The sequence below is a fragment of the Collinsella sp. AF33-16 genome (genome assembly GCF_003475325.1).
Lineage (GTDB): Bacteria > Actinomycetota > Coriobacteriia > Coriobacteriales > Coriobacteriaceae > Collinsella.
In genome coordinates this window covers 1-20766 of record NZ_QRQC01000028.1, presented here as the reverse complement: position 1 = coordinate 20766, position 20766 = coordinate 1, and the positions used below count along the sequence as shown (strand labels likewise).

Annotated in this window: 20 protein-coding genes and 1 tRNA gene; 7 read left to right on the top strand and 14 right to left on the bottom strand. The window is 55.8% G+C overall.

Annotated elements, in window-relative coordinates:
* On the top strand, positions 1-941 hold a 941-nt coding region (locus DWZ52_RS09870), incomplete at its 5' end, for a hypothetical protein (protein ID WP_233547302.1).
* A 140-nt stretch (positions 942-1081) separates the two neighbouring features.
* Here the strand turns inward: DWZ52_RS09870 and DWZ52_RS09065 are convergent.
* The 9 genes from DWZ52_RS09065 to DWZ52_RS09025 form a co-directional block, all read right to left on the bottom strand.
* Positions 1082-1951, bottom strand: a complete 870-nt coding sequence (locus DWZ52_RS09065; RefSeq protein ID WP_117640406.1) for a hypothetical protein — start codon at positions 1949-1951, stop codon at positions 1082-1084.
* Between the two features lie 40 nt (positions 1952-1991).
* Entirely contained in the window at positions 1992-5129 is a 3138-nt protein-coding gene (locus DWZ52_RS09060; RefSeq protein WP_118385384.1) for a DEAD/DEAH box helicase, read from the bottom strand.
* A gap of 2 nt (positions 5130-5131) precedes the next feature.
* Positions 5132-6574, bottom strand: a complete 1443-nt coding sequence (locus DWZ52_RS09055; protein ID WP_233547301.1) for an Eco57I restriction-modification methylase domain-containing protein — start codon at positions 6572-6574, stop codon at positions 5132-5134.
* 98 nt (positions 6575-6672) lie between these two features.
* Positions 6673-7365, bottom strand: coding sequence for an SAM-dependent DNA methyltransferase (locus DWZ52_RS09050; RefSeq protein WP_233524938.1), 693 nt, complete (start codon positions 7363-7365; stop codon positions 6673-6675).
* 65 nt (positions 7366-7430) lie between these two features.
* Entirely contained in the window at positions 7431-7910 is a 480-nt protein-coding gene (locus DWZ52_RS09045) for a hypothetical protein (protein ID WP_117640410.1), read from the bottom strand.
* Between the two features lie 87 nt (positions 7911-7997).
* Positions 7998-8831, bottom strand: a complete 834-nt coding sequence (locus DWZ52_RS09040) for a hypothetical protein (protein ID WP_117640411.1) — start codon at positions 8829-8831, stop codon at positions 7998-8000.
* Between the two features lie 74 nt (positions 8832-8905).
* The gene (locus DWZ52_RS09035; protein ID WP_117637099.1) at positions 8906-9508 is read right to left on the bottom strand and encodes a ClpP family protease; all 603 of its coding nucleotides are present in this window, start codon (positions 9506-9508) and stop codon (positions 8906-8908) included.
* 115 nt (positions 9509-9623) lie between these two features.
* Positions 9624-11108: a VirD4-like conjugal transfer protein, CD1115 family gene (locus DWZ52_RS09030; protein ID WP_158572438.1), complete on the bottom strand. Its 1485-nt coding sequence runs from the start codon at positions 11106-11108 to the stop codon at positions 9624-9626.
* Positions 11109-11145: 37 nt separating this feature from the next.
* Entirely contained in the window at positions 11146-12063 is a 918-nt protein-coding gene (locus DWZ52_RS09025) for a hypothetical protein (RefSeq protein WP_117637101.1), read from the bottom strand.
* A 288-nt stretch (positions 12064-12351) separates the two neighbouring features.
* On the opposite strand from DWZ52_RS09025, the gene DWZ52_RS09020 reads away from it, so the two are divergent.
* Entirely contained in the window at positions 12352-13791 is a 1440-nt protein-coding gene (locus tag DWZ52_RS09020) for a hypothetical protein (protein WP_089573574.1), read from the top strand.
* Between the two features lie 69 nt (positions 13792-13860).
* Here the strand turns inward: DWZ52_RS09020 and DWZ52_RS09015 are convergent, their stop codons facing one another.
* The 3 genes from DWZ52_RS09015 to DWZ52_RS09010 are packed head-to-tail and all read right to left on the bottom strand — an operon-like array spanning position 13861 to position 15440.
* The gene (locus DWZ52_RS09015; protein WP_199579231.1) at positions 13861-14481 is read right to left on the bottom strand and encodes a nucleotidyl transferase AbiEii/AbiGii toxin family protein; all 621 of its coding nucleotides are present in this window, start codon (positions 14479-14481) and stop codon (positions 13861-13863) included.
* Positions 14478-14750: a nucleotidyl transferase AbiEii/AbiGii toxin family protein gene (locus tag DWZ52_RS10250; RefSeq protein ID WP_199579228.1), complete on the bottom strand. Its 273-nt coding sequence runs from the start codon at positions 14748-14750 to the stop codon at positions 14478-14480. The genes DWZ52_RS09015 and DWZ52_RS10250 overlap by 4 nt, the downstream gene beginning before the upstream one ends.
* 15 nt (positions 14751-14765) lie before the next feature.
* Positions 14766-15440: a type IV toxin-antitoxin system AbiEi family antitoxin domain-containing protein gene (locus DWZ52_RS09010; protein ID WP_199408775.1), complete on the bottom strand. Its 675-nt coding sequence runs from the start codon at positions 15438-15440 to the stop codon at positions 14766-14768.
* A 499-nt stretch (positions 15441-15939) separates the two neighbouring features.
* On the opposite strand from DWZ52_RS09010, the gene DWZ52_RS09005 reads away from it, so the two are divergent.
* The 3 genes from DWZ52_RS09005 to DWZ52_RS08995 are packed head-to-tail and all read left to right on the top strand — an operon-like array spanning position 15940 to position 18565.
* Positions 15940-16482, top strand: coding sequence for a DUF4342 domain-containing protein (locus DWZ52_RS09005; RefSeq protein WP_117640413.1), 543 nt, complete (start codon positions 15940-15942; stop codon positions 16480-16482).
* 18 nt (positions 16483-16500) lie between these two features.
* The gene (locus tag DWZ52_RS09000; protein ID WP_118385382.1) at positions 16501-17286 is read left to right on the top strand and encodes a response regulator transcription factor; all 786 of its coding nucleotides are present in this window, start codon (positions 16501-16503) and stop codon (positions 17284-17286) included.
* Positions 17270-18565 (top strand): cell wall metabolism sensor histidine kinase WalK, encoded by a 1296-nt coding sequence (locus tag DWZ52_RS08995; RefSeq protein WP_117640415.1) that lies wholly within the window; start codon positions 17270-17272, stop codon positions 18563-18565. The genes DWZ52_RS09000 and DWZ52_RS08995 overlap by 17 nt, the downstream gene beginning before the upstream one ends.
* A gap of 295 nt (positions 18566-18860) precedes the next feature.
* Here the strand turns inward: DWZ52_RS08995 and DWZ52_RS08990 are convergent, their stop codons facing one another.
* Both DWZ52_RS08990 and DWZ52_RS08985 read right to left on the bottom strand, forming a co-directional pair.
* Positions 18861-19235: a VOC family protein gene (locus DWZ52_RS08990; protein ID WP_118385381.1), complete on the bottom strand. Its 375-nt coding sequence runs from the start codon at positions 19233-19235 to the stop codon at positions 18861-18863.
* A gap of 11 nt (positions 19236-19246) precedes the next feature.
* Positions 19247-19534, bottom strand: a complete 288-nt coding sequence (locus tag DWZ52_RS08985) for a PTS sugar transporter subunit IIB (protein ID WP_117736040.1) — start codon at positions 19532-19534, stop codon at positions 19247-19249.
* A 163-nt stretch (positions 19535-19697) separates the two neighbouring features.
* On the opposite strand from DWZ52_RS08985, the gene DWZ52_RS08980 reads away from it, so the two are divergent.
* The gene (locus DWZ52_RS08980; RefSeq protein WP_118385380.1) at positions 19698-20321 is read left to right on the top strand and encodes a hypothetical protein; all 624 of its coding nucleotides are present in this window, start codon (positions 19698-19700) and stop codon (positions 20319-20321) included.
* A gap of 31 nt (positions 20322-20352) precedes the next feature.
* A tRNA-Leu gene (locus tag DWZ52_RS08975) sits at positions 20353-20437 on the top strand.
* The last annotated feature ends 329 nt before the right edge of the window (positions 20438-20766 follow it).

Genomic DNA, 20766 nt, shown 5'->3' with positions numbered 1-20766 from the left:
TTTCGCAATATTCAGCGGTGCTCATGCGGGCAAATACTCACCATTTCCAGCACTTGATAGACCGCTCCCACTCATTGATTCATTCTTTTCTTCCGGAATCATTCTCGGTTTTCTATGCGCATCTACTATGCGAAGCCCTGCGATCCGGGGCACTTCCGACAAAATGCAGCACATGCAACAAACCCTTTTTCCCAGCTGGCAACAATAGCAAGTATTGTTCTAGATACGACAACGAAACGGGCATGTACTGCAATCCCGCAAGTAATACAAAACTCAAGCTTGGTAAAAAGCCGCCCCATGCAACTGCCGTCAATTTAAGACGCAAAGCAGATACTGTCAGCGGGAAAGACGGGCACAACCCGATGGCTACTAACAAAAAGCGACAGCTATATTTTCAAGAACTAGCCAATGCCGTTGACCACACCCTTGGACCTTATTATCAACGGTCCCCTCTCGTGCCGAAAGCACTTTACGAAGAGTGGCTCAAGGCAATCAATCGGCCCAAAAACCAACCTAGCACTCAAACGCCTGAAGCGTGCGGTTATCCTCATCCCGTTATTTGGAACGGTTCGCTAGAGGATGGCAGTGTAATCGTCGACATCACGACCCAGTCAGCACAACTAGGCACCCTTCCAGAGCTCTTGGACAAACTCGCAAAAAAGAATGCGGGTCACTGTCGCAAATCGGATAACGGATGGTCAATCTCTAAATTCGATCTGGTTGCCTCCGTCATCTCATTAGAGCTAGAGGCTGACAAGACCAGAAAGAAGAGCGCGAGAACAATTGAGCATCTCCCCATCCCCGGTTTATCCGGTTACTGGGATTGCCTATCCGACAGAAATGATCGCTCCTCGGACGCAACGCCATTAACAAAGGAGAGGCAGACGACTACAACGAATCCCCGATTTAATTTAAACATGAACCCAGACAGTAGCCGGTAGACGATCTTTTAGCACAGAGGATAAGGGAATGTGACGCCGGAGCGAACCGCAGGGCACCGCGAGGCAACCAAACTTACTAGTCCGAGAATCGTAGAAGCTCGTCCATTCCGGAGTTCACCTTGGCCCGTGCCCAATCAAGGTTACTTTAGTTGCGCGTGGGCCATCTTCATATCCAGCACAAACCTTCGAACCTCGTCAGCTGAATGAACTAAGTTATTGCAAGGAGGCTTAGCGTCTAGGTATTTAAGTCCGTTATCGTCATTGCCGAGAACGCCTGCAATCCCGAGAACCCCCGTCTCCCCATCCTTATATTCCTTTTTAAATGTCAGCAATACACACGGAATGTCCAAATCTCTCGACAACTTAAGAACGGGTTGCCATGTAAACGTATCCTCCTTGTAATAACGAGATGGATCATAAGTCTCGATTGGATTTTTCTCCGTACATCTTATTTCGACAATCGCCTCAACACTGCCGTCCGGCGCGAATATAGCTCCATCGATATTGCCGCCCCACACCATGCCATGGCTCTCAAGCAGTTTGTCAAAATAACTGTTCTGAATATACTGTTTTCTAAATCTTTTTGTCTGAGGCGTTTTCTTTTTTTCAGCCCACCATTCTATAAATCTATCTTCTGTGCACAGGCGTTCTGTAACCACCTTTACACCGCCCAAACGCTCTTCGTCCACATCCAGTTGAATGGCTCGAATAATCCCTTTGTCGTCCGTTCCATGAATCCAAACCGAAAATGGAACACCGATCGCATTTGCAAGCCTGACTTTACGCGTTAAATCTGATGCTGGCAGGAGTATTTTTAGCAAAGCATCGCGTGCGAACCCCTCGACTTCAAAGGCCTCAACCGCTTCAGTAAACTCCCCGCTCTTGCCAATCAACAGCCCCTGCAAGTCAGTCATTCCTAATTTAGAAGTTATTGTATTGCGAAAGGCAGTAACATTACCTTCGCTATCACGCCGCTTAAACGCTAGCCCACGAGTTGTTCTTTCATCCATCCCAAAAGCTCCTTCAGCGAGTTAACAGTGATATATCTATCTAAAGACAAATCGGGCCGTCTGATTCGGCCATCGCCGCATGAGATAAAAGCCCCTGCTCAAATGCACCAGGAAACGTAAATGCACGTTGACGATTCGGGGAGTCATCGAACGCAACTGAGATCAAGCCGCCATTGATCCGCTTGACCGTTCCCCCGCCGAGGCCCTTGTGAATAACGCGATAGCCCGGAACGACCTTGCTGTAGTCGATCGCCGGAGTTTCTTCGGCAACGTCATCGTTCAGTTCATCGGGATACCCGGTGAGATACCAGGCCTCCTTGAACTTGGTTGCCTTGCCGCCGCTCGGCTTGAACGTGAAGTCGGCGCCGCGGTCGCGCAACGTCCCCATCGCCGGAGCGAGCTCGACGCCGCCGAGTGCCCATAAGGCACCGGACTTCTCGCGCTTGTCGACGAATTCGATACCGCGGTTGGTGAGGACGTCCGCGACCCAATCCGTTTTGGTCGACACAGTGGTCGACACAGGCTCCGCCGATGCTTTCGGTTTCTCCGTTTGCTGTACAACTTTTTGTTGAGCAACCTTTTGGACGACAGGAAATTTCCCAATTTGCTCGACGGGGCGCGTGACGGGTTCGGCGCTGGTGAGGTCGATGGCAGAGCCGTCCGGCGCGATCATCGACTCCTGCTGTTTCGCGGCGAGGTAGTCGTACTCGGAAAGCGTCGTGTCGTACAGGCCGACGCGCTCGCCGGCGTGCTTGTTGACACCGGTGTAGACAAGGCTCGCGTCCTCGTAGCGTCGGAACTTGTAGACCGCGTCATTCATCAGGGGTGCATTGAAGACGCCCAGACCGACGAGGAGGTTGAAGTCATCGACGGACAGGCCGGTGACCTTCTTGAACAGCCCAGGTTCGAGCTGGGTGATTACGTCGTGCAGCGTCTCCTCGCGGTAGTCCGTGAGGTACATGAAGACGGGGATTCGGGTCGCGAACTTGATCAGCTTGGTCTGGATTTCCTTGCGCTTGCTCTTGAACTCCTTCTCCTCCTCGGTGAGCTCCTTCTTCTCTTTCGGGGTAAGACTCTCCCCCTTCTCCTTCTTGACCTTCTTGACGGCCTCGGACTTGTTGATGATCGTCTTGATGTCATCGTTGAGGCTGCGGAAGCCCTCGATGTTCATGAGGGCGTTAATAGCCTCGTCGTTTGCGAGCAGGCGGCGCAGGGTGTCGTTGTCGACGTTGACCAGCAGCGCGGACTCCCAGCGCTTCGCGAGGAGCGTCGCCGACGTTCCGGCCATGGCGATGTCCAATACCTCGGCGGCGCTGATCTCCTTCATCCTGCTGCCGTCATAGGCGAGCACCGGCAGGAACTTGACGAACTCGTCGACCTTCTGCTCCGGACCCTTCTTGGGGTCGGTGGCGAGCTGCGTCGAGTAATCGGAGACCATCGTGAGGGCGCGGTCGAGCGCGAAATCGAATACGTAGCACTCGTTCTTGATGATCTGGATGCGCCCGTCGTCGTCCTTGACCGTCCACGGCGACTGCACGCGGAACGCGGTCTGGAAATAGGTCTCGGCGCTCTTGACGTTGGAGAGCATGAACACGCCCGTCCACGGTTTCACCGTGACGCCGGTCGTCAGCTTGCCGCATGAGAGCGTGATCGTGCGGGACTCCAGCGGTTCGCGCATCGAGCGCTGCACGGGCGGCAGGGCGTCCAGGCCGATGCCGGCGGCGGCACCGGCGCAGACGTTGATCTTGAAGTCATGATAGAAGGTGTTCTGGCGTTCCTTGAGGAGGTTGGCCATGGCGTAGCAGCTCGCGACGTTCGGCAGGAACCACAGGGTGTGCCCCAGGACGTTGAGCAGGCGGATATCGGAGAACGGCATGGCCGGCTTCTCGCCCAGCTTCAGCTCGTCCTTTGTGGCCGGCATGTGCTGGCCGCGCATGAGGTCGAGCCACATCTGGACGTGGTCCTTGAACTTGAACTGGGCGTCCTCGCCCTCCCCCTCTGCGGAGAAGAACACGTTGAGGTCGAACTGGTTCGTCTCGGTGTTCAGCGCGATGCGCTTGATCTCCTCCGGCATCTGGTAGGTGAGCATGACCATGCGCGGGAGCGATGCGTACGGGTTATCACCGTCGGCGGGGTTCCAGTTAGCCTTGGCCTCCTGCTCGTCAGAGTAAGTCCAGTTGAAGATCTGCTCCTCGATAAACTCGCCGCTGTTGAGTGCGCGGAACGGGGTTCCGGATAGGAACAGGAAGTACTTGGTGACGATCGGCAGCCACGTCTCGTCCTGCTCGTTGCCAGTGACCTTGACCTCCTCATGGACGGCCTTCTCCTCGTCCTCGTCGATCGAGTCAAAGAGCTTCTTGGCCGTTTCCCGCCATGCTCCGAAATGGTACTCGTCGAACACCACGAGGTCCCAGTCTTCTAGGCGCACCCACTCGTGCCGGGCCTTGATATTTCCGTTGGAATCTCGACCGAGATAGTCTTGGAACGAGCCAAAGCAGACGATCGGGCGCTGGGGATCGCAGTCCTCATATTGCTTGCCGCCGCGACTGACGAACTGCCAGCCCTCGAAGTCGACATGGCGGTTTAGGTCCTCCTGCCAGGCACTCTGCACAGCGGGCTTGAACGTGAGCACGAGGACGCGCCTCATGCCCATCGACTTCGCCAACTCATATGTGGCGAAGGTTTTGCCAAAACGCATCTTGGCGTTCCAGAGGAACTTGGGCGTGCGTTGCGAACCCTCGGCGGTCACAGACTCGAAGTACTCACGCGTGCGACGCACGGCCTCGGCCTGCTCAGGTCGCATGCTGAAGTCCTGGTCGCGCGCCTCGTCGTTCTCGGTGCGGTCGCGCACGGCGATCCAGCCGGCACGCACTTGGTCGGGCGTGCAGCGATACCACTCGCCATTGATGTTTTCGCAGCCGTGGGCCTCGAGCCAGTCATGGACGGGATGATCTAGGAAAAAAGTGCCGTCGTCGCGCATCGCGGACTCGGCAAACTCGATTTTGTATGGCTTTTTCTCAGGTTGCAGTACGGGAAACTGCTCACGTACGCGTTGCTCAACGTCCTTGGCCGTATAGCCGACCTTCAGGATTCCTTTGTGGTTGGGATCAGTATCGGAATAGGCATAGATGGCCGGATGGGCGTCAGGGCGCTGAGGGAAGAAATCTTGCGTAGGCATAGCTATTCCATTCCGGGAATCGAGCTGCACACATCGTCTATCTCAGACTCGTCTAGCCCATACTTTTCAAATAGTTCTTCATCAGTCCAAGCATGGCTCCAGTCTTGGACCGGAACGAATTCAAACGCCTTCGGAGCCATATCCTGCGTGGCCGTCCTGGTTGCAACAAGATATCGAACGAAACGCGTCTTCAGATACTGAATTAAGTTATTTGCCTCAGAAGCAGATGCACCAAGAACAAAAACGTTATATGTGTTCGAACTGCATGACCCCGGTTCAGCAAGTTTCGGCTTTCCGAGAATTGTGCCACCGGGATTGCCGGCTCGCGGAATAAGAACCTTGTACTTTTGGACATCGCCGGCGTTTCGCGTGACATTCTTCTGTTCAATCCAGCACTCGCCATGCGCGATATACACCTTAGTCGCGAACGCGCCCGTCTTGTTCTTTTTAACTGGATATGACGAAGATCCGTCAGCGGTCTGGAGAGAACCGTCGGTACCGTTCCATAGGGCGCGAGTGTGGAACCCAAAGTAACGGCCCGCGTTTAATTCTTCCGAAAGCGGCTTTTCCTGCATGCTGCGTATCTTCTTTAAAATGGATATCTGTTTTGAACTCCTAATGAAGGTTTCCATCCCGTCCTCCAGTAATGGCCTCTCATCCATCGAGACGTCGTTACCGTCATGCGAGTAGACACGACAAAGCCCCCTATGGTCTCGATCCCAAAGGAAATAACAGACACCGCCTTTAATCTCGACACCGGGAAAGCAATCTGACGCATTCACATAATCATGGAGCTCCCTGATGCGGTCGTCATGCAACATCTCAGCTCTAAACGAATCTAATCCTCTGCCGCCGGCATACCACCTCGCGGGAATGATCATCGTTAAATAGCGGGGGCTTAGTTTCATGCCCTGCTGGACAAACTTATGGTAAATCGGCATCGCACTGGCGCCATTGCCGCCATCGCTTAACTGATAAGGAGGATTGCCAATTACTACGTCGAATTTCATAGGAAACAGTTCCCCTGGATTATCTTGATGGATGAATTCATACGCATGGGTTTCAAGTTCGGCATCGCGTTTGTACTCTTTCTCCGAGGCACCACAATACCGACACCTGCCATTAAGCCATTTGTGTTCGCAACGTCCGTACCTGATATTCCCGTCAGAGCTATCAAATTCCACCACTGAATAGCGACTGTTAGCATATTTGGAACAATATGCACTGCGACGAGACAACAAGCCCGTCAGCTCTGTAAGTGCGACACCGTAGACTTGCTTCTTGAGAATATGCTCAAGGCGCTCATCGAGAACGGGATAATCATCCTGCAGCCCCTCGATGAGGCGCTTGGTTATTTCACGAAGAAAGACGCCGGATTTGCAGGATGGATCAAGGAAGGTGGCTTCCGGATCCGACCAGATTTTCTTCGGAAGCATATCTAGCATTTGGTTGGCCATCTCGGGCGGGGTAAAAACCTCATCGCTCGATAGATTCGCGAGGCATGACAAGACGTCAGGATTGTACGTTGTGTCGTATAATCCACTCATGCTGCAGCTCCTATCTGATAAATGCTCGTCAAAGGATATTCCCGAATCGGCAGAGGAATGTATGCCTTAACGCTTTCGTCGTATTCCCATTCCGACGAAGGAGAGCCAGAAGAACCAAAAAGGCTCATTTGCTGCCGCTGCCCCTCAAGAAGTTCGTCAAGGCGAAAATCGCGGCGCTTGACCCTATCCCCCATCGCCAAAGACCACTCAGAGAAGATGATTGGCTCGTCGGTATCTTCCTGACTCTCGTCCACAAGACGCATCGAGAGAGCATTACCGCAAAGGATGTTCATATCAATCACAGTGCGGATTGTATCTAAGAATGCGGCGTTGACGCGACCTTTCGCCACCTTGGCATATTCTCCGATGAACTGCTCAAAAAGACGCTTGCGACAGGCTGCAGCGTTGTCAGACAGGAGATCCACGCCGTAGAGAGAGGAAACCGCCACAAACGCATGTCGTTCGTAGTCAATAGATGAACTGCCGTAGCGCCTTTTCACGACCTCAAGCTTGCGGCGCAGAACTTCAGCAAGAAAGTTACCATCGCCACAGGCCGGCTCCAAGAACCGGGAATCGATGCGCTCGCACTCACCCTCTACCATGTCGAGCATTGCATTAACCTCGCGTTCGTTGGTGAATACCTCACCATGGTCGACGACACGCTCTCTTGATTTAATCTGTTTATCCACGACCGCGGCCCCTAGCATACAATTTCCCTCAATGGTACGGTCACCATTCTCGCATGTTCGCGAACTTACTTAGCCTTACAATCCTGCCTTGCCTCCTCAATAGTCTCAATATGATCCAGGGCACACAGCAGCCTTGTCTTCTTTAGCTCAAATTGAAACCTAGCGACTGAATACACCAGTAAGCCAACTAGAACAGCCGCCGGAAACAGAGATGCATTCAAGTTACCGAAAAAGGGTATTGCTTTTTGATTAGCCCATCCAAAGACCTTAAAGCCGGTTGCAACTGTTAAGACCAAGCCAATGACGGTGGGGCTCCAATCCGTATAACATGTCTTTTCAACCGCCCACTTAACTATCCCGCATTTCTTGTACAGACCAATGTTCGTGCCTCGTCCATCCGGAGAAAAGTCCATCTCCGTAATTAGATCGATTAATTCAGCCTCACTGTAGCCGCTTTCCTTGAATCTTTTAATGAAGAAACCTCCTGGTCCAGGACCACAGATAGGACGGTTTACACGAAACAGTTCCTTATAGGCGATTTCCATTGTTAACTCCTTAAAGTACGGGTGCCATTTACGCTATCGTTCTATCATTTCGTCCGGACAGATTTTTATCGGACTGCAAGCAACCATTCACAAGGACATCCCGTTCAGCAAATCCTCGTCCGGTTGCTCACCGCGCTCCTCATATCCGCGCTCAAGCTTTTTCCCAAGCGCCGCAGCGCAACGCTTCGTTTCATCGGCAAACAGGTCATCGATAGCTCTGTCGATTCGCACGCAGGTCTGCCGATGCTCGTTTTTCCAGGGCAGGTCGAGTCCCAGGCTCTCGTCCCAATAGCCGCCAAGCTTTGCGTTGAACACTTCCTCGGGATATAGCACGTCGCTGCGGATGCCCTCAACCGTATCGTCCTCGTCCATATCGGGAGCAGCACCGCCCTGTTCAAGATACCTGCGCAGCTCCTTTTCCTCCCGGATGCAATTCAGCACGCTCGCGCATACCGCAGCCAAAAAGCGGTAGCGCTCGCATAGGTCCCACTCGCCGCCGAGCCATACGCGATAGCCCAACATAACGCTCGCGGACTCCTCGCCCAGCGGGAGCAACTCCCACGAATACACATCGACAAGCGCATCTTCCCCTAGCCTTTGCACGCCGTCGCGCGTAAAGGCGCACGGGCTCACATCGTAATGGCCAAAGCTGCGACCTGCACCACGGCGATTGATGACGTGCTTGGGCAACAGGACGATCTTGTCGCTGGGCTCGGGATCAATCTTGCGCAGCTTTTTGAGCTTGCGGCGGGCGCGCTTTAGGCCGCGATCGCTATCGCCGCGGCCGCAGCCGCCCGGCTTGCCGCCGTATCGCAGGGCAACCTCGCGTGCCAGGATCTTTGTGTCCGCAGCGCACAGCAGGTCGCTCACGGTGGGCAGATCTTCCCACTCAATACCGTCGACATCCCAAATCCTGCTCATGTTCAACCTCTTTCTGGCTGTTCAACTACGTGCTCATTCGCCCTGTTTAACGTGCTTGTAAGGCATGCGCCCCACTAGAGCGCTTTCTTGCTGGGCGCAATCACTTCGTCCACCAGGCCCAGTTCTAGGGCGCGTTTGGCGTTACACCAGCAGTCGCGCTCGGTGAGCTCATGGAACTCCTGAGCGCTCAGGTTGCCGTGCTCGGCCAGTAGCTCGTCCAGCTCGGCACGCATGGCTGCCGCATGCTGGGCCACAATCTCGATATCGGTCTGCTGCGCCATGCCCGTGCCGCCCATTAGCTGGTGAATGAGCACCTGCGTGTGGCGGTACACCTGGCGGTGGTCGCCGCAGGCCAAGATCACCGCGGCCATCGAGGCCACGACGCCCTCACCCACCGTGATCACGGGGCAATCGAGCGACTGCATGGTGTCGATGAGCGCCAGCCCCGCCGTAACGCTGCCGCCCGGGCTATTGATGATGAGGGTGATGGGCTCGGCCGCGCTTTGATGTTCCAGCACCAGCATGGACTTAATAAGGCCGTTGCAGGTCACATCGTTGACCTCGCCCTCCAGCAGCAGCACGCGGCTGTTAAGCAGCTCGCTTGCCATATCGACGGCGGCAACGCGGCCGTCCTTGGACTTCTTGATGATGCTGGGCTCACGATACATAACGGACATGGCAATTCCCTTCTAAACGGAATCGGTAAGGAGGCAAAAACTGGACCGCACGGCTTACGGCTAACGGAAGCCGTGCGACAAAATATGCAAGATGGGATACACAAAGCTGCAGGGACTAATCCCTTAGCCACTTAGCTGCATTGGGATGGTCGTCGCAAAAGTACTTCTTGGCGCGGAAGGGACGCATGCCGGTCACCTTGACCAGGCAATCGGTGCGAGGCATAAGCCCAACCTCGCCTGGGGTCATCACGCAACCGCGCACATCTACGGCAGTGCGCTCGGCGCCCACGTACTTGGTGCCCAAAACCGACTCGCCACACAGTTCGCTTATGTAGTTCTGCGTCGCGATGTTGCTGCCGCCACCCATATAGACCAAGCTATCGCAGTTATCGAGGATGGTAAGCGCCGTTGATTTGCCGTACACGACATCGAGCTGGCTCAGCGATTGCGCACACATCAAAAAGCTAATGCCGCGACTGCGCACGGTCGCAATGCTGCGCTCAAAATCGGGGATGCGTCCCACATTGGGAAACTCATCGAGCACAAACTGCACGCGACGCTGCAAATGGCCGCTGGGGCTGGCATCGGCACGGCGCTGGGCAAGGTTAAACAGCTGCTTAAGGGCAACGTTCGCAAGCCATGCATTAGCCGAATCGTTGTCGCTCACTTTAAGATCGATCACGCGCTTGCCCTCGTCAATACGATCAAGACGCATCTCGTCATTCTCAAAAACGCGCATGAGCTGAGGCGTCTTAAGCCGCGAGATAGTTGCATTGAGCGTGATCAGAATACTCTTAAGCGTCCTATCTGCCGCACCTCGAAAATCGCGATACTGCTCAACGCCATACAGATCAGCGTTCTCCGCACCATACTTATCGAGAAACTCCCTGGACTCTACCTCTTCTACAAGGTAGTCCAACGGGAATCGCCCCTCACCATCTCCCGTAACCTTGATGAGCGCAGCCAGTTTAAAGACGTTGTTCATCTTAAGGTAGCGGCGCGGAGCCTCAGGATCCCCGCCTGGCGCAAATGTGCCAGCAAGGCACTCCAGGAGGAACAGGATTCCAACAATCGCTCGAAGCAGCAGGTCGTTCGCGTTGTCCCAAAACGGGTCGTTCCTAAAGCTGCGCCTGTCAGGATCGATCCCCTCCATGATTGCCGCCACCGTGGTGGGGATATCCTCGACATCCATCACGTAGCGCAGGGGATCGTACCCGGACGACTGCTCGGGATTGATGGTGTCGAGAACCGTTACCTCGTAGCCGTCCTCTTCAAAGCCTTTTCCCGTGCGGCGCAGTAACTCGCCCTTGGTGTCTGTGACCACATAGCAGCACTCGTGGTGGTTGAGCAGGTTGGGCAAAACGAAACTCGCTGTTTTGCCGCTACCAGTACCGCCAAAGGCAAAAACATTGTTGGACACGCTTGTCTCCCAGTGCTTGTCGCCCTCGTAGAAAGCCACCGTGGCACCTTGCGCCAAGATCACATCGCGCTGCTCATCGCCGGATGACAGCGCCTGCATCTCCTCCTTAGTCGCCCACTTCTTGGTCTGATACTCCGTTTGCTGCGCGGCCTCGTAGCCGTACATCTTGATGACTGACATGGCGTGGCTCCTTTCTTGTCCGTGACGTTGGTGGTTGTTAAGCAATGCGATCGACACCGTCGTCCTCATTGAGCTGTGCCGAGCGCGACGACTTGGTCGCGTGGCCGATCAGGCGCTCGGCCTGCGCCAGATAACTCTCGCGAGCAGCAGTTGAAACCGTCCCGTCGCGCAGATACGCAAGCAATGCATTAATCATCAGCTTGTCGAGCAGGTCGTATCCCTTGGCCCGAGCGCAGTTGAGGAGGTAGCGGTCCTGAAGCCCCCGTACCTTAGTTGCCAAATCGATTTCCATCTTTTCCTCCATGTAATAAAAAGTGTGTCGTTCGTCCAAAAGTGCCTCAAACGGGCGTTTGACGCATAACTCAAAGTTGAAACGCGGACTCGTATCGAACACGCGTCGTTGCACCTTGAGGTAGCGCTTATAAAACATGACGGCATCATCTTCATCCGCCGTAAAGCCACGCGATCCATCGCGGTGCAGCCGGTCGTAAGGCTTTTTGCTATCGATATGGCGCACGAATGGGGACGGAATATAGGCATCCTTCTTGACGTTGTACTTCATCCCTGTCGTAACCTGCTCAAACAAGAGAACGCCAGCTGACTTAAAAGCCGCATTACATCCATGCCTAAACATGCTCACCACGGCTGCCACGCTGCCCATGCAGCTATCGCGCGGGGAAAAATACAGCGAAAGCAAAGCGAGCGTCGCAGCAGTCAAAAGCTCGCGGGCCTCGTGTACATCGGCTCGATACTGCTCGGGCACCAGCCCGGGAATATCGGGCGAGCGCTCTTCCAGCACGCCAACGAGCGATTTAGCCAGGCGCTCGACGTTCTTCTCGCCGCAGTACGGACACGGAAGTGGCAGCTCTGCCTTCCTGTTCACTTCGCACATACCGCGGAGATCCTCGTCGATCGCACTGAGGAATGCCTCGTAAATACTGTCCCGTTTCTTCATGAATGCTTCTTTCTATCCGGTTTCAGGTGGTTGATGTAAGTCTGTTCTAAGTTCTAGAATGTTCTGACGCTAGAACGATGATTATTGATCTAACCTGTAGTTTCATAAGTGAAATCATCCTGCTCGATTGCTTAGTTTGCCTAAAGGCTACAAAGCGAATGTATCAAGCAATTGCTATTGAGTTGGCTTTGGATTGCTTCGAGGATAGCACAGCGTGCTGTTCTCGTCATTAGAAATTTTAATATTTTTCTGCTAATATAAACCCACTGAGAAGAAAGGGCTCTATACATGCGTGAAACTACATCATCATTGCCACGCCTCACCGCCGCCGCCCTCTCGCGCGCGCTTAACCTGGAACAAGGCAGTCGCCTGCTCACTGTCCGTCTGCCTGGCGCTGTGGATGCCGAAGATCTCGCTAAGTGCTTTACCCTAAACGGTAACGGCGTGCCCGATATTTGTGAGCTTGAACCCGGAAAGCAGAATGCAAGCGATGATGATGCAGCGCCGGTGTTTGTCGATGCATCAAACTACTACCGCGCAAATAAGCACGATATCGAAAAAGACAGTGCCGCGCTCATCGATTATTTGGAGCCTGGCTACCTTGATTTTTGCGACTGGGGTCCTTTTATTTGGTGCCTGTATGCTCTCGCCCTTTCGGGCCGCACTCGAGCAGCCGTGGTACTTCCCGCCGATTTACTTGATAAAGCTGAACAAGCACGCACGATTTTGATACGCGAAGGGCTCATCGAGAGCGTCGTTTATTTGCCACTTTCCGAGCCCAGGCCCTACATGACAAGCGCGCTCCTCATACTGTCTTCAGGAAATCGCAGCGTTGCATTTCGCAGCGCAATTGAGCCCGGACCGCGTTTTCAATATGTGACTAAAACATCGTATTACTCTGATATCACCTTTTCTATCTCTCCTGACTGGGCCCGCATTGATACCAATACGCCAAGATCGACGCCAATCGAAACGTCCACTTTTGCCACGCGCGAGCTGCTCCAACACCACGCCGCTCTCTCAAAAGGCAAAATCAGCCTCATCGCCATCACCCGAAACTACAGCGCCACACTCGGTGACTCTTTTACGCGAGTCGCGCCATTCATGCCCCGCGAGAGCACGACATCGAACGACATTGACGCAGTCGAGGTGCGCCGAATCTCATCTCAAGATTTTCAGGACGGCAATCTTCTGCCCGTAGATGCTTCAGATAATCAAAATAGCTCGGATTCTAAATTCGTAAAGGTGGACCCCAGCGTTCTCGATCGTTATGAGCTCCGCGCTGGAGATATCGTCATGCCGCGCATGCTGGGTCGCTACGGCGCGTCCAACCTGCTCGTCGTCAGCTCCGATGACGCTAAGCAGCATCTGGTTGCTTCGCATAACACCACCGTCATTCGCCCGTCATTCCAAACGATGACCGAAGATGAGCGCGTAGTGTTTTCGGAGATAATTGTTGGATACCTTACCGAAGGCCACGGGGCGCAGCTGATTCAAGCATTAACTGAAGCAGCCAGCATCCGCGCCATCCGTCCTAGCGACCTGTTTGAGATCGAAGTCCCGCCGGCGCTCGACCCGCGCACACGCGAGTATAGCGAATCCATCAACCGCTTTGCCGAGGTCGTAAGGACAAAGAAACAAGCCGAGGCCACTGTCGCCCAAGCCCAGCGCGACCTCGAAGGCGCAAAAAAGGCCGTCACCCAGGTGGTCGACCAGACCTGCGAATAGCGCATAGGCAGTAGAAACGTCTTAAGCCGGCGACAGGAACTAATTCTGCCGCCGGCTTAACTATCTAGCCTATTCCCATCCCGTGGTCTGAGGATTCCATTTGCACACATTCGCCGAATGATTAAAGCACGGTGTATACAACCGATTGACGACCTCTTCTGCCCCAGCAATGTTCCCCGCGAGATCAAGTACCCCCGCCTGCCTCGCCATCTTTACGTACTGTGCAGAACCATTTTGTTTCCACCAGAGAGGCGCCACGAACTCTTCCGGCATTGCCACTTTGCGGGCAGACGCTTCTTTCTCGACCCTCTCGACAAGCGTAGCCCCATCGACGAAGCAAGTTTTCGCGTACACCAAGATGTCGACTATATCCTTGATTCGCGATGAAGCACGGCCCTCATGCATCTCTATCATTGCGAGCAATTTATCTGCAAGGGCACTCTCCACTCGGCATACTCGATAGTCGCAGACTGGGAGCCCCTCGATATTCAGACGATCGATCGGCGCAAGAACCTCAGGCTCAAGTCCCCGCACTTCATCAATTACCAAGTCAATTGAAATTGGCTGTAGCTTCTTGGTTCCCATAAAGGGGGTGAACCACACCTTCGCACCGCACCGATACTCATCTTCTTCTTTGATTTGCTCTGCACGATCAAAGACGAACGAAACGAAATCCTCCAGATCAATCAAGCAGCCTGCACCAGATCGACAATAGCCTCTTCGAGACTCTCCTCTTGAGCAACCAAGTCAATATCTCTTGTGACACGTGCATCGAGTGTTCGCGCCAGGACGCTTTGACCGCCCTTGAGCACAAAGCTGCCGTCATCTTCTGAAAAAACGCGACATAGGAAGCGATGAAAGTAGAAACCGACGATTGCCCGATTAGTATCCATTGGTGATTCTCTTGCGGCATTCCTAACAGCCATCTCCAATGCGGCAGGCGTTTTGTACTTCACCATGTCCTCCGTTTCGCATTACCCGTTCAGTACCATCAGCAAAGGCGCCATCAGCTCGCGTCGTTTGGCGGTTTTAGAGTTCTCCTCTACAAGATCCTTCAGCCGTTGTATATCGAGTCCACGTCCAAGCGCGTCGTGATAGGCATCGATAATTAATGAGGGATCCTCGCAATCGAGGCAAAGATCGACAAGCGTGCGCTCGGGTTTAGTTACCGGCAGGCCGTCGAGCCAAACGATGTCCCGCTCAGCAATCTCGCGCTTTACAAAAGAAAGGGATTCGTTTCTTGTATTGATACGCATGGGCGCGGTCATCCTGTAGGGGGACAGATAGAAATCGCCCATTTGCTGCAGGTTCGCCGCTGTCGTACCGCTCACGGCGATGCCATCCCACTGACGTTTTCTCTCCCACGCGCAAAGGGAGGGATTGGTGAGCTTCCAAAAGGCGTTGAGTTCGTCGGTGTCTCGGCGCTGCGTTCCAGACATCCGGTAGGCGCCGTGGCATATCCGTTCAAGACGCCCTGCGCGGCATGAGTGCGCCAGCGCATCTCGAGAGATGTCCATGCGAGCCGCCTGGGCTGTGGTGAACACGCCCTCGCTCTCGGAAAGCTCGCTTATCGCCGCTATGTTGCTAAAGTACTTCATGCTGCAATTGTAGGATATTTTCATACTTTTGCAACGTGATTTTTGATCCATTAGATCCGTTTGCCTTGTTTACCCCATTTCTGACGCCGTTTTGCACCGGCACCCCATCCCCCGCTATTGAGGTCTAATACTTTTCCGCGAAGTGAACGGCTGTTTTTGGACCCCTGAAACATCCGCATTTTTCGGCGGCAAAATCGTGGGATTTCAGCATTGAAACCGCAGGAAGCGGCACCTCTAAAGTGTCGATGCTTCGGGGGTCCGTTTTCACTCATTCACTTCTCGGAAAAGTATTAGACCTCGCTATCAGCTATCCCAAAGATCAGACCGCCCCTCCTTCACGCCACGCAAAACCTGCCTTTTCTGCCCCTGCCCGCCTCCGCACCACCCAAAAACTCATCCAACATTAATCTTGGCTCAAGAATCGCTTAATCTATAACCTGCACTATAGAGTTCGACCAAGGGCGGGGCGGCGCAACGCAAACCGCCGAACGCAACGCTCGCGCCCGAGCAAATTGCCCGGCGTCGCGCCCATCGAACGAAAGGACAGGTCATGGACGACCTCGAAAAAGTTGAAACCATCCGCACCAAGTGCAACGTGAGTTACACCGATGCCAAGGCGGCGCTCGACGCTGCCGACGGCAACGTTTTGGATGCCATCATTTGGCTCGAGTCGCAGGGCAAGACCCAGACCACGTCGGCGCATGCCGCCACCGAGTCCGCGCCAGTCGATGAGCCCTCTGCCGAGATGGTCGCCGCGCAGGTCGCTTACGAAAAGTCGAGCGAAAAGACCGACTTCTCCAAGAAGATGGACAGCGTGTGGGAGTACCTCAAAAAGCTCTTCCGCCTGAGTCTGGACACCAAGTTTATCGCCACGCGCCGCGATGCGATCATCCTCAACATTCCCATCCTGATCCCCATCGTCGCGCTGTTTGCCTGGGGCGCCACGATATGGCTGATGCTGATTGGCCTGTTCTTTGGCATGCGCTACCGCATCGACAGCGACGGTGATGTACCCGGCAGCATCAATAACCTGATGGATCACGCCGCCGACGCCGCAGACGACATCAAGCAAAATCTCAACGACGACAAGTAATCGCAGACGGGGGCACGTATGGCACGAATCCTGATTGTAGAGGACGAGGAGAAAATCGCCCGCTTTGTGACGCTCGAGCTGGAGCACGAGGGTTACCAGGTAGAGCACGCCGCCGACGGCCGCACCGCCGTGGACCTGGCGCTGGAGCGCGACTACGATCTGATTCTGCTCGACGTACTGTTGCCGCAGCTCAACGGTGTGGAAGTGCTGCGGCGCATCCGCAAGCACAAGGATGTGCCGGTGATTATGGTCACCGCGCGCGATGCCGTGATGGACAAGGTGGCTGGGCTCGATGCCGGCGCCGACGATTACCTGACCAAGCCGTTTGCGATTGAGGAGCTGTTCGCACGGATCCGCGTGGCGTTGAAGCGCTCGGAGGCCATGCGGGCGGCTTCGGGCGTAGCTGGCGTCGGCGCCGGAGCGGGCATGGCGGGCGTCGCGGGCGAGAAGGCCACCGCGATGCCCCCGGCCAGTGACATGGCCCAGACCCCTGCCTCGCCCTCCCCTGCCACACTCACCGTGGGATCGGTTGCGCTCGACCCCGACCGCCGCGAAGTCACGGTCGGCGGCTCGCCCATCGCGCTCACGGCCCGCGAGTTCGACGTCCTCGCCCTGCTTATGGCGCACGCCGGCACCGTGCTCACGCGCGAGCGCATCGCGCATGAGGCGCTAGGCTACGACTACGTGGGCGATACCAACAACGTCGATGTGCACATCGCACATTTGCGCGCCAAGATCGAAGACGCTGGCGGCGCCCGCATCATCCAGACCGTGCGCGGGGTGGGCTATGTCTGCCGCGCATAACGCCGAGGCCAAGCGCGTCACCTCCATCGCCCGCGCCATCAACTGGGGCTATATGTGGCGCCGCTTGATGAGCTACGTCTGGCTCGATCTGTTGCTGATGGTGATTGCGGCGGCGATCCTCGTCTATGGATACAACCAGACGCTGCCCGACAGCGCGTTTACCGCAGGCTGGATTCCCGGCGCCACCGTTCACGGCATGTCGCTGACGCCCGCACGCGGCTGGGACCTGACAACGCTCACCTATACCGTCGAGTTTGCGCGTACCACCAAGACCTTCCCCCTCGCGCAGGACCTCGTCGCGCTATGGCCTCTCTACCTTGTCGTTATGGGTTGGCAGGTCATCAGCGTGCTCAACATGCTCGGCGGCGCCCGCCGCGTGCGCCGCACCATGGCGCCGCTCAACGACCTTGCCTTGCGCGTGGACGAGCTCGGCCGTATGCAGCTCTCCGGCGGCAAGATGGAAACGCTGGAACAGGCCATCGAGCGCGCAAGCGTCGACTCGCCGAGCGTCACCACCGGCGACGCCGACCTGGCAAGCATCGAGGTCGCACTCAACCGCCTGCTGCGCCAGATGCAAGAGGCCAAGCTGCAGCAGATGCGCTTTGTCAACGATGCGAGCCACGAGCTGCGCACGCCCATCGCGGTGATTCAGGGCTACGTGAACATGCTCGACCGCTGGGGCAAAGACGACCCGGACGTGCTGGCAGAATCCATCACCTCGCTCAAAGCCGAAAGCGAGCATATGCAGGAGCTCGTGGAACAGCTGCTGTTTTTGGCACGCGGCGATGCCGGTCGCACCGTGCTGCGGCGCGCGAATACCAACCTGGCTGCACTGGTCGGCGAGGTTTGCGAAGAATCACAGATGATCGATGCCGGGCACACGTATCGACTGGCCTTTGACGCTGCGCTTGTCAGCGACTCGCGCTGCGATGCGTCCGTCGATGTGGCGCTTGTAAAGCAGGCTCTTCGCGTGATCGTGCAGAATGCCGCCAAGTACTCGGATGCGGGAACGCCCATCTCGTTTGGCGTAGCGCCGGATGCGGGCATGGGCACGATCGACATAAGCGTTGAGGACGAGGGTATCGGCATGAACCAGGAATCCGCAGCTCACGCGTTCGAGCGGTTCTACCGCGCCGACAACGCGCGCGATGCCGGCGCGCAGGGCTCGGGTCTGGGGCTTGCCATTGCCAAGTGGATCGTCGATAGCCATGGCGGTGTCATCGGTGTGACCTCGGTCGAAGGGGTCGGCAGCCGCTTTACGATTCGCCTGCCACGGTAGGGATGCCCCCTCGTGGATCGAGGTCTAATACTTTTCCCGAGAAGTGAACGACCATATTCGGACCCCCGAAGCATCCGCATTTTTCGGCCGCAAAATCGCAGGATTCCAGCATCGAAACTGCAGGAAACGATGCCCTTAAAGTGTCGATGCTTCGGGGGGCTGATTTGTCTCGTTCACTTCTCGGAAAAGTATTAGACTTCGGTTTTTGACCGTTGCAAAAGTCGATCCCTCGGCATAAATAAAGGGATAGGGCCACACGGCCTATCCCTTTTTGCTAACTAAAGCAGCTTATGCGCTACTCGCGGCACAGGTGCACGGCGAAGCCGGCGAACTCGCGCTTAAAGTACACGAGTTTGGTGCTACCGTCGGGCAGCAGCGCGCGCGACTCCTCGTTGACCTCGAGCCCGCGCTCGGCAAACCACTTCTCGGCCGCATCGATGTCGTTGACGGCAAAGCCGATGTGGCCCTTGGTGCCACGACCGTTCTGCTTCATGATCTCGACCAGCGAATCGTTAAAGTACGAAACCGGGGTCTCGATGACGGGCAGGCCCATCATCGTCGAGAACAGCTCCGCGATCTCCAGGGCGTCTGCCGGGTCGGTGGCGTTAATGCCCACATGGGCAACGCGCATGCCAAAGAGCTCGACCGGATTGGCGTTCTGCCCACTCATACAGTTAGCGCCTACTGAGCCATGACGTCGAGAACAGCCTTCTCGGCAGCGACGCGGTTCATGCCGGTCATGAAGGGCACGCCGCTCACGTACGGGCAGGTGAGACCCTCGGGGGCAACGGTGGTGGCGATCAGCAGGTCGGCGCCCTCGTCGCAAGCGTCCTTGGCCTCGGAGATGGCGCACTGCACGATCTCGTACTTGTCGGCGTAACCGTTGGCGTCGAGCATGGTGGCGACCTTCTGGGCAACGAGCGTGGAAGTAGCAGCGCCAGCACCGCAAGCCAAAACGATCTTCTTCATAGGTAATGTCTCCCTTCATGGTTTACTTTAGGTAAGTGTACCGCAGCGAGCGATGGCGCTCGGCCTCGATGAGCTTTTATGCCAGTTTGCTTGCGCGCTGCGTATAATACATCTAGTACGTGTTGCCATACCGCTCGCTTTACGAGCGACTAAGGACCCTAATATGCCCGATTCCCGCACCCTCTGGACCGCCGTCGTCATCATCTGTATCGCCGTGTCGGTATTCTTTAGCGTCAAAAAACGTACCACGTTTAAGCGCCTGCAGCAGCTTATGGCTGCCAAGCGGTGGGACGAGTTCGATCGCCTGCTCGACGCTAAACTCACCAGTATGCTGTACCCGCGCTACAACCGCGACTACCTGCGCCTGAACTCCTATCTGCTGCGCGAGGACCACAAGCGTGTCGACGAGATGTTCGATTTGCTGCTGGGACTCAACCTGCCCAAGATGCAGCGCGTCGACCTGGTAATCAAGGCCTTTAACTACTACGTTGGCCAGGAGGACCGCAAAAAGTCCAAGGAGTTACTGCACGAGATCAAGGGCTTTGAGGGCGGTCAGGCCGAGGCAGTCGCGCACGAATGCCAGCTGATGTACGACACGATGATCCTCAAGCGCCACAACGACATCCCCGAGCTGGAGCGCATGCTCAAGGAGGCCGGTGACGACAAGGTCAAGAGCTGCCGCCTGGAATACCTGCTGGCCCTGCAGTACAAGAACAAGGGCGACGAGGCCAAGTTTGCCGAGTACTTGGAAAAGTCGGGCCAGCACTCGATGGCTGTCAACGCGTAACGGGCGGCTTGTGCTAGACTTCTAGTCTCACGGGGGCGTGGCGGAATTGGCATACGCAGGAGACTTAAAATCTCTCGCCGCAAGGATTGTGGGTTCGAGTCCCACCGCCCCTACCATATGGAGTTTTCGAGCCCGTGTCCCCAAGGGATGCGGGCTCGTTTCTTTTGGACGCCGGTGGGGCTCGAACCCGCGAGGGGGCGAGCGTTAAGCAAACGCGGAGCGTTTGTAGCGAGCCGGCGAGGGCGCCGGCAGGCGGCCGAGGCCGGTGCGTATTTGCGCAGCAAATACGCAGACGTCCCACCGCCCCTACCATGTGGCTTTTACGGGCCCGTGTCCCCTGGGGATGCGGGCTTGTTTCTTTTGGATGCCGATACAGATGGTGAGTTGCGGTGGAATAGGGACTGTTGGGGGTGCGGACAGAAAGTTGGACCGCGGGGCGGTCCGG

What these genes read in the sequence shown, in the direction of transcription:
- DWZ52_RS09065 (WP_117640406.1), bottom strand. Translation starts at nt 1,951, where the DNA reads ATGGATGAAAGAACAACTCGTGGGCTAGCGTTTAAGCGGCGTGATAGC.
- DWZ52_RS09060 (WP_118385384.1), bottom strand. Translation starts at nt 5,129, where the DNA reads ATGCCTACGCAAGATTTCTTCCCTCAGCGCCCTGACGCCCATCCGGCC.
- DWZ52_RS09055 (WP_233547301.1), bottom strand. Translation starts at nt 6,574, where the DNA reads ATGCTAGATATGCTTCCGAAGAAAATCTGGTCGGATCCGGAAGCCACC.
- DWZ52_RS09045 (WP_117640410.1), bottom strand. Translation starts at nt 7,910, where the DNA reads ATGGAAATCGCCTATAAGGAACTGTTTCGTGTAAACCGTCCTATCTGT.
- DWZ52_RS09040 (WP_117640411.1), bottom strand. Translation starts at nt 8,831, where the DNA reads ATGAGCAGGATTTGGGATGTCGACGGTATTGAGTGGGAAGATCTGCCC.
- DWZ52_RS09035 (WP_117637099.1), bottom strand. Translation starts at nt 9,508, where the DNA reads ATGTCCGTTATGTATCGTGAGCCCAGCATCATCAAGAAGTCCAAGGAC.
- DWZ52_RS09030 (WP_158572438.1), bottom strand. Translation starts at nt 11,108, where the DNA reads ATGTCAGTCATCAAGATGTACGGCTACGAGGCCGCGCAGCAAACGGAG.
- DWZ52_RS09025 (WP_117637101.1), bottom strand. Translation starts at nt 12,063, where the DNA reads ATGAAGAAACGGGACAGTATTTACGAGGCATTCCTCAGTGCGATCGAC.
- DWZ52_RS09020 (WP_089573574.1), top strand. Translation starts at nt 12,352, where the DNA reads ATGCGTGAAACTACATCATCATTGCCACGCCTCACCGCCGCCGCCCTC.
- DWZ52_RS10250 (WP_199579228.1), bottom strand. Translation starts at nt 14,750, where the DNA reads ATGGTGAAGTACAAAACGCCTGCCGCATTGGAGATGGCTGTTAGGAAT.
- DWZ52_RS09010 (WP_199408775.1), bottom strand. Translation starts at nt 15,440, where the DNA reads ATGGATCAAAAATCACGTTGCAAAAGTATGAAAATATCCTACAATTGC.
- DWZ52_RS09005 (WP_117640413.1), top strand. Translation starts at nt 15,940, where the DNA reads ATGGACGACCTCGAAAAAGTTGAAACCATCCGCACCAAGTGCAACGTG.
- DWZ52_RS09000 (WP_118385382.1), top strand. Translation starts at nt 16,501, where the DNA reads ATGGCACGAATCCTGATTGTAGAGGACGAGGAGAAAATCGCCCGCTTT.
- DWZ52_RS08995 (WP_117640415.1), top strand. Translation starts at nt 17,270, where the DNA reads ATGTCTGCCGCGCATAACGCCGAGGCCAAGCGCGTCACCTCCATCGCC.
- DWZ52_RS08990 (WP_118385381.1), bottom strand. Translation starts at nt 19,235, where the DNA reads ATGAGTGGGCAGAACGCCAATCCGGTCGAGCTCTTTGGCATGCGCGTT.
- DWZ52_RS08985 (WP_117736040.1), bottom strand. Translation starts at nt 19,534, where the DNA reads ATGAAGAAGATCGTTTTGGCTTGCGGTGCTGGCGCTGCTACTTCCACG.
- DWZ52_RS08980 (WP_118385380.1), top strand. Translation starts at nt 19,698, where the DNA reads ATGCCCGATTCCCGCACCCTCTGGACCGCCGTCGTCATCATCTGTATC.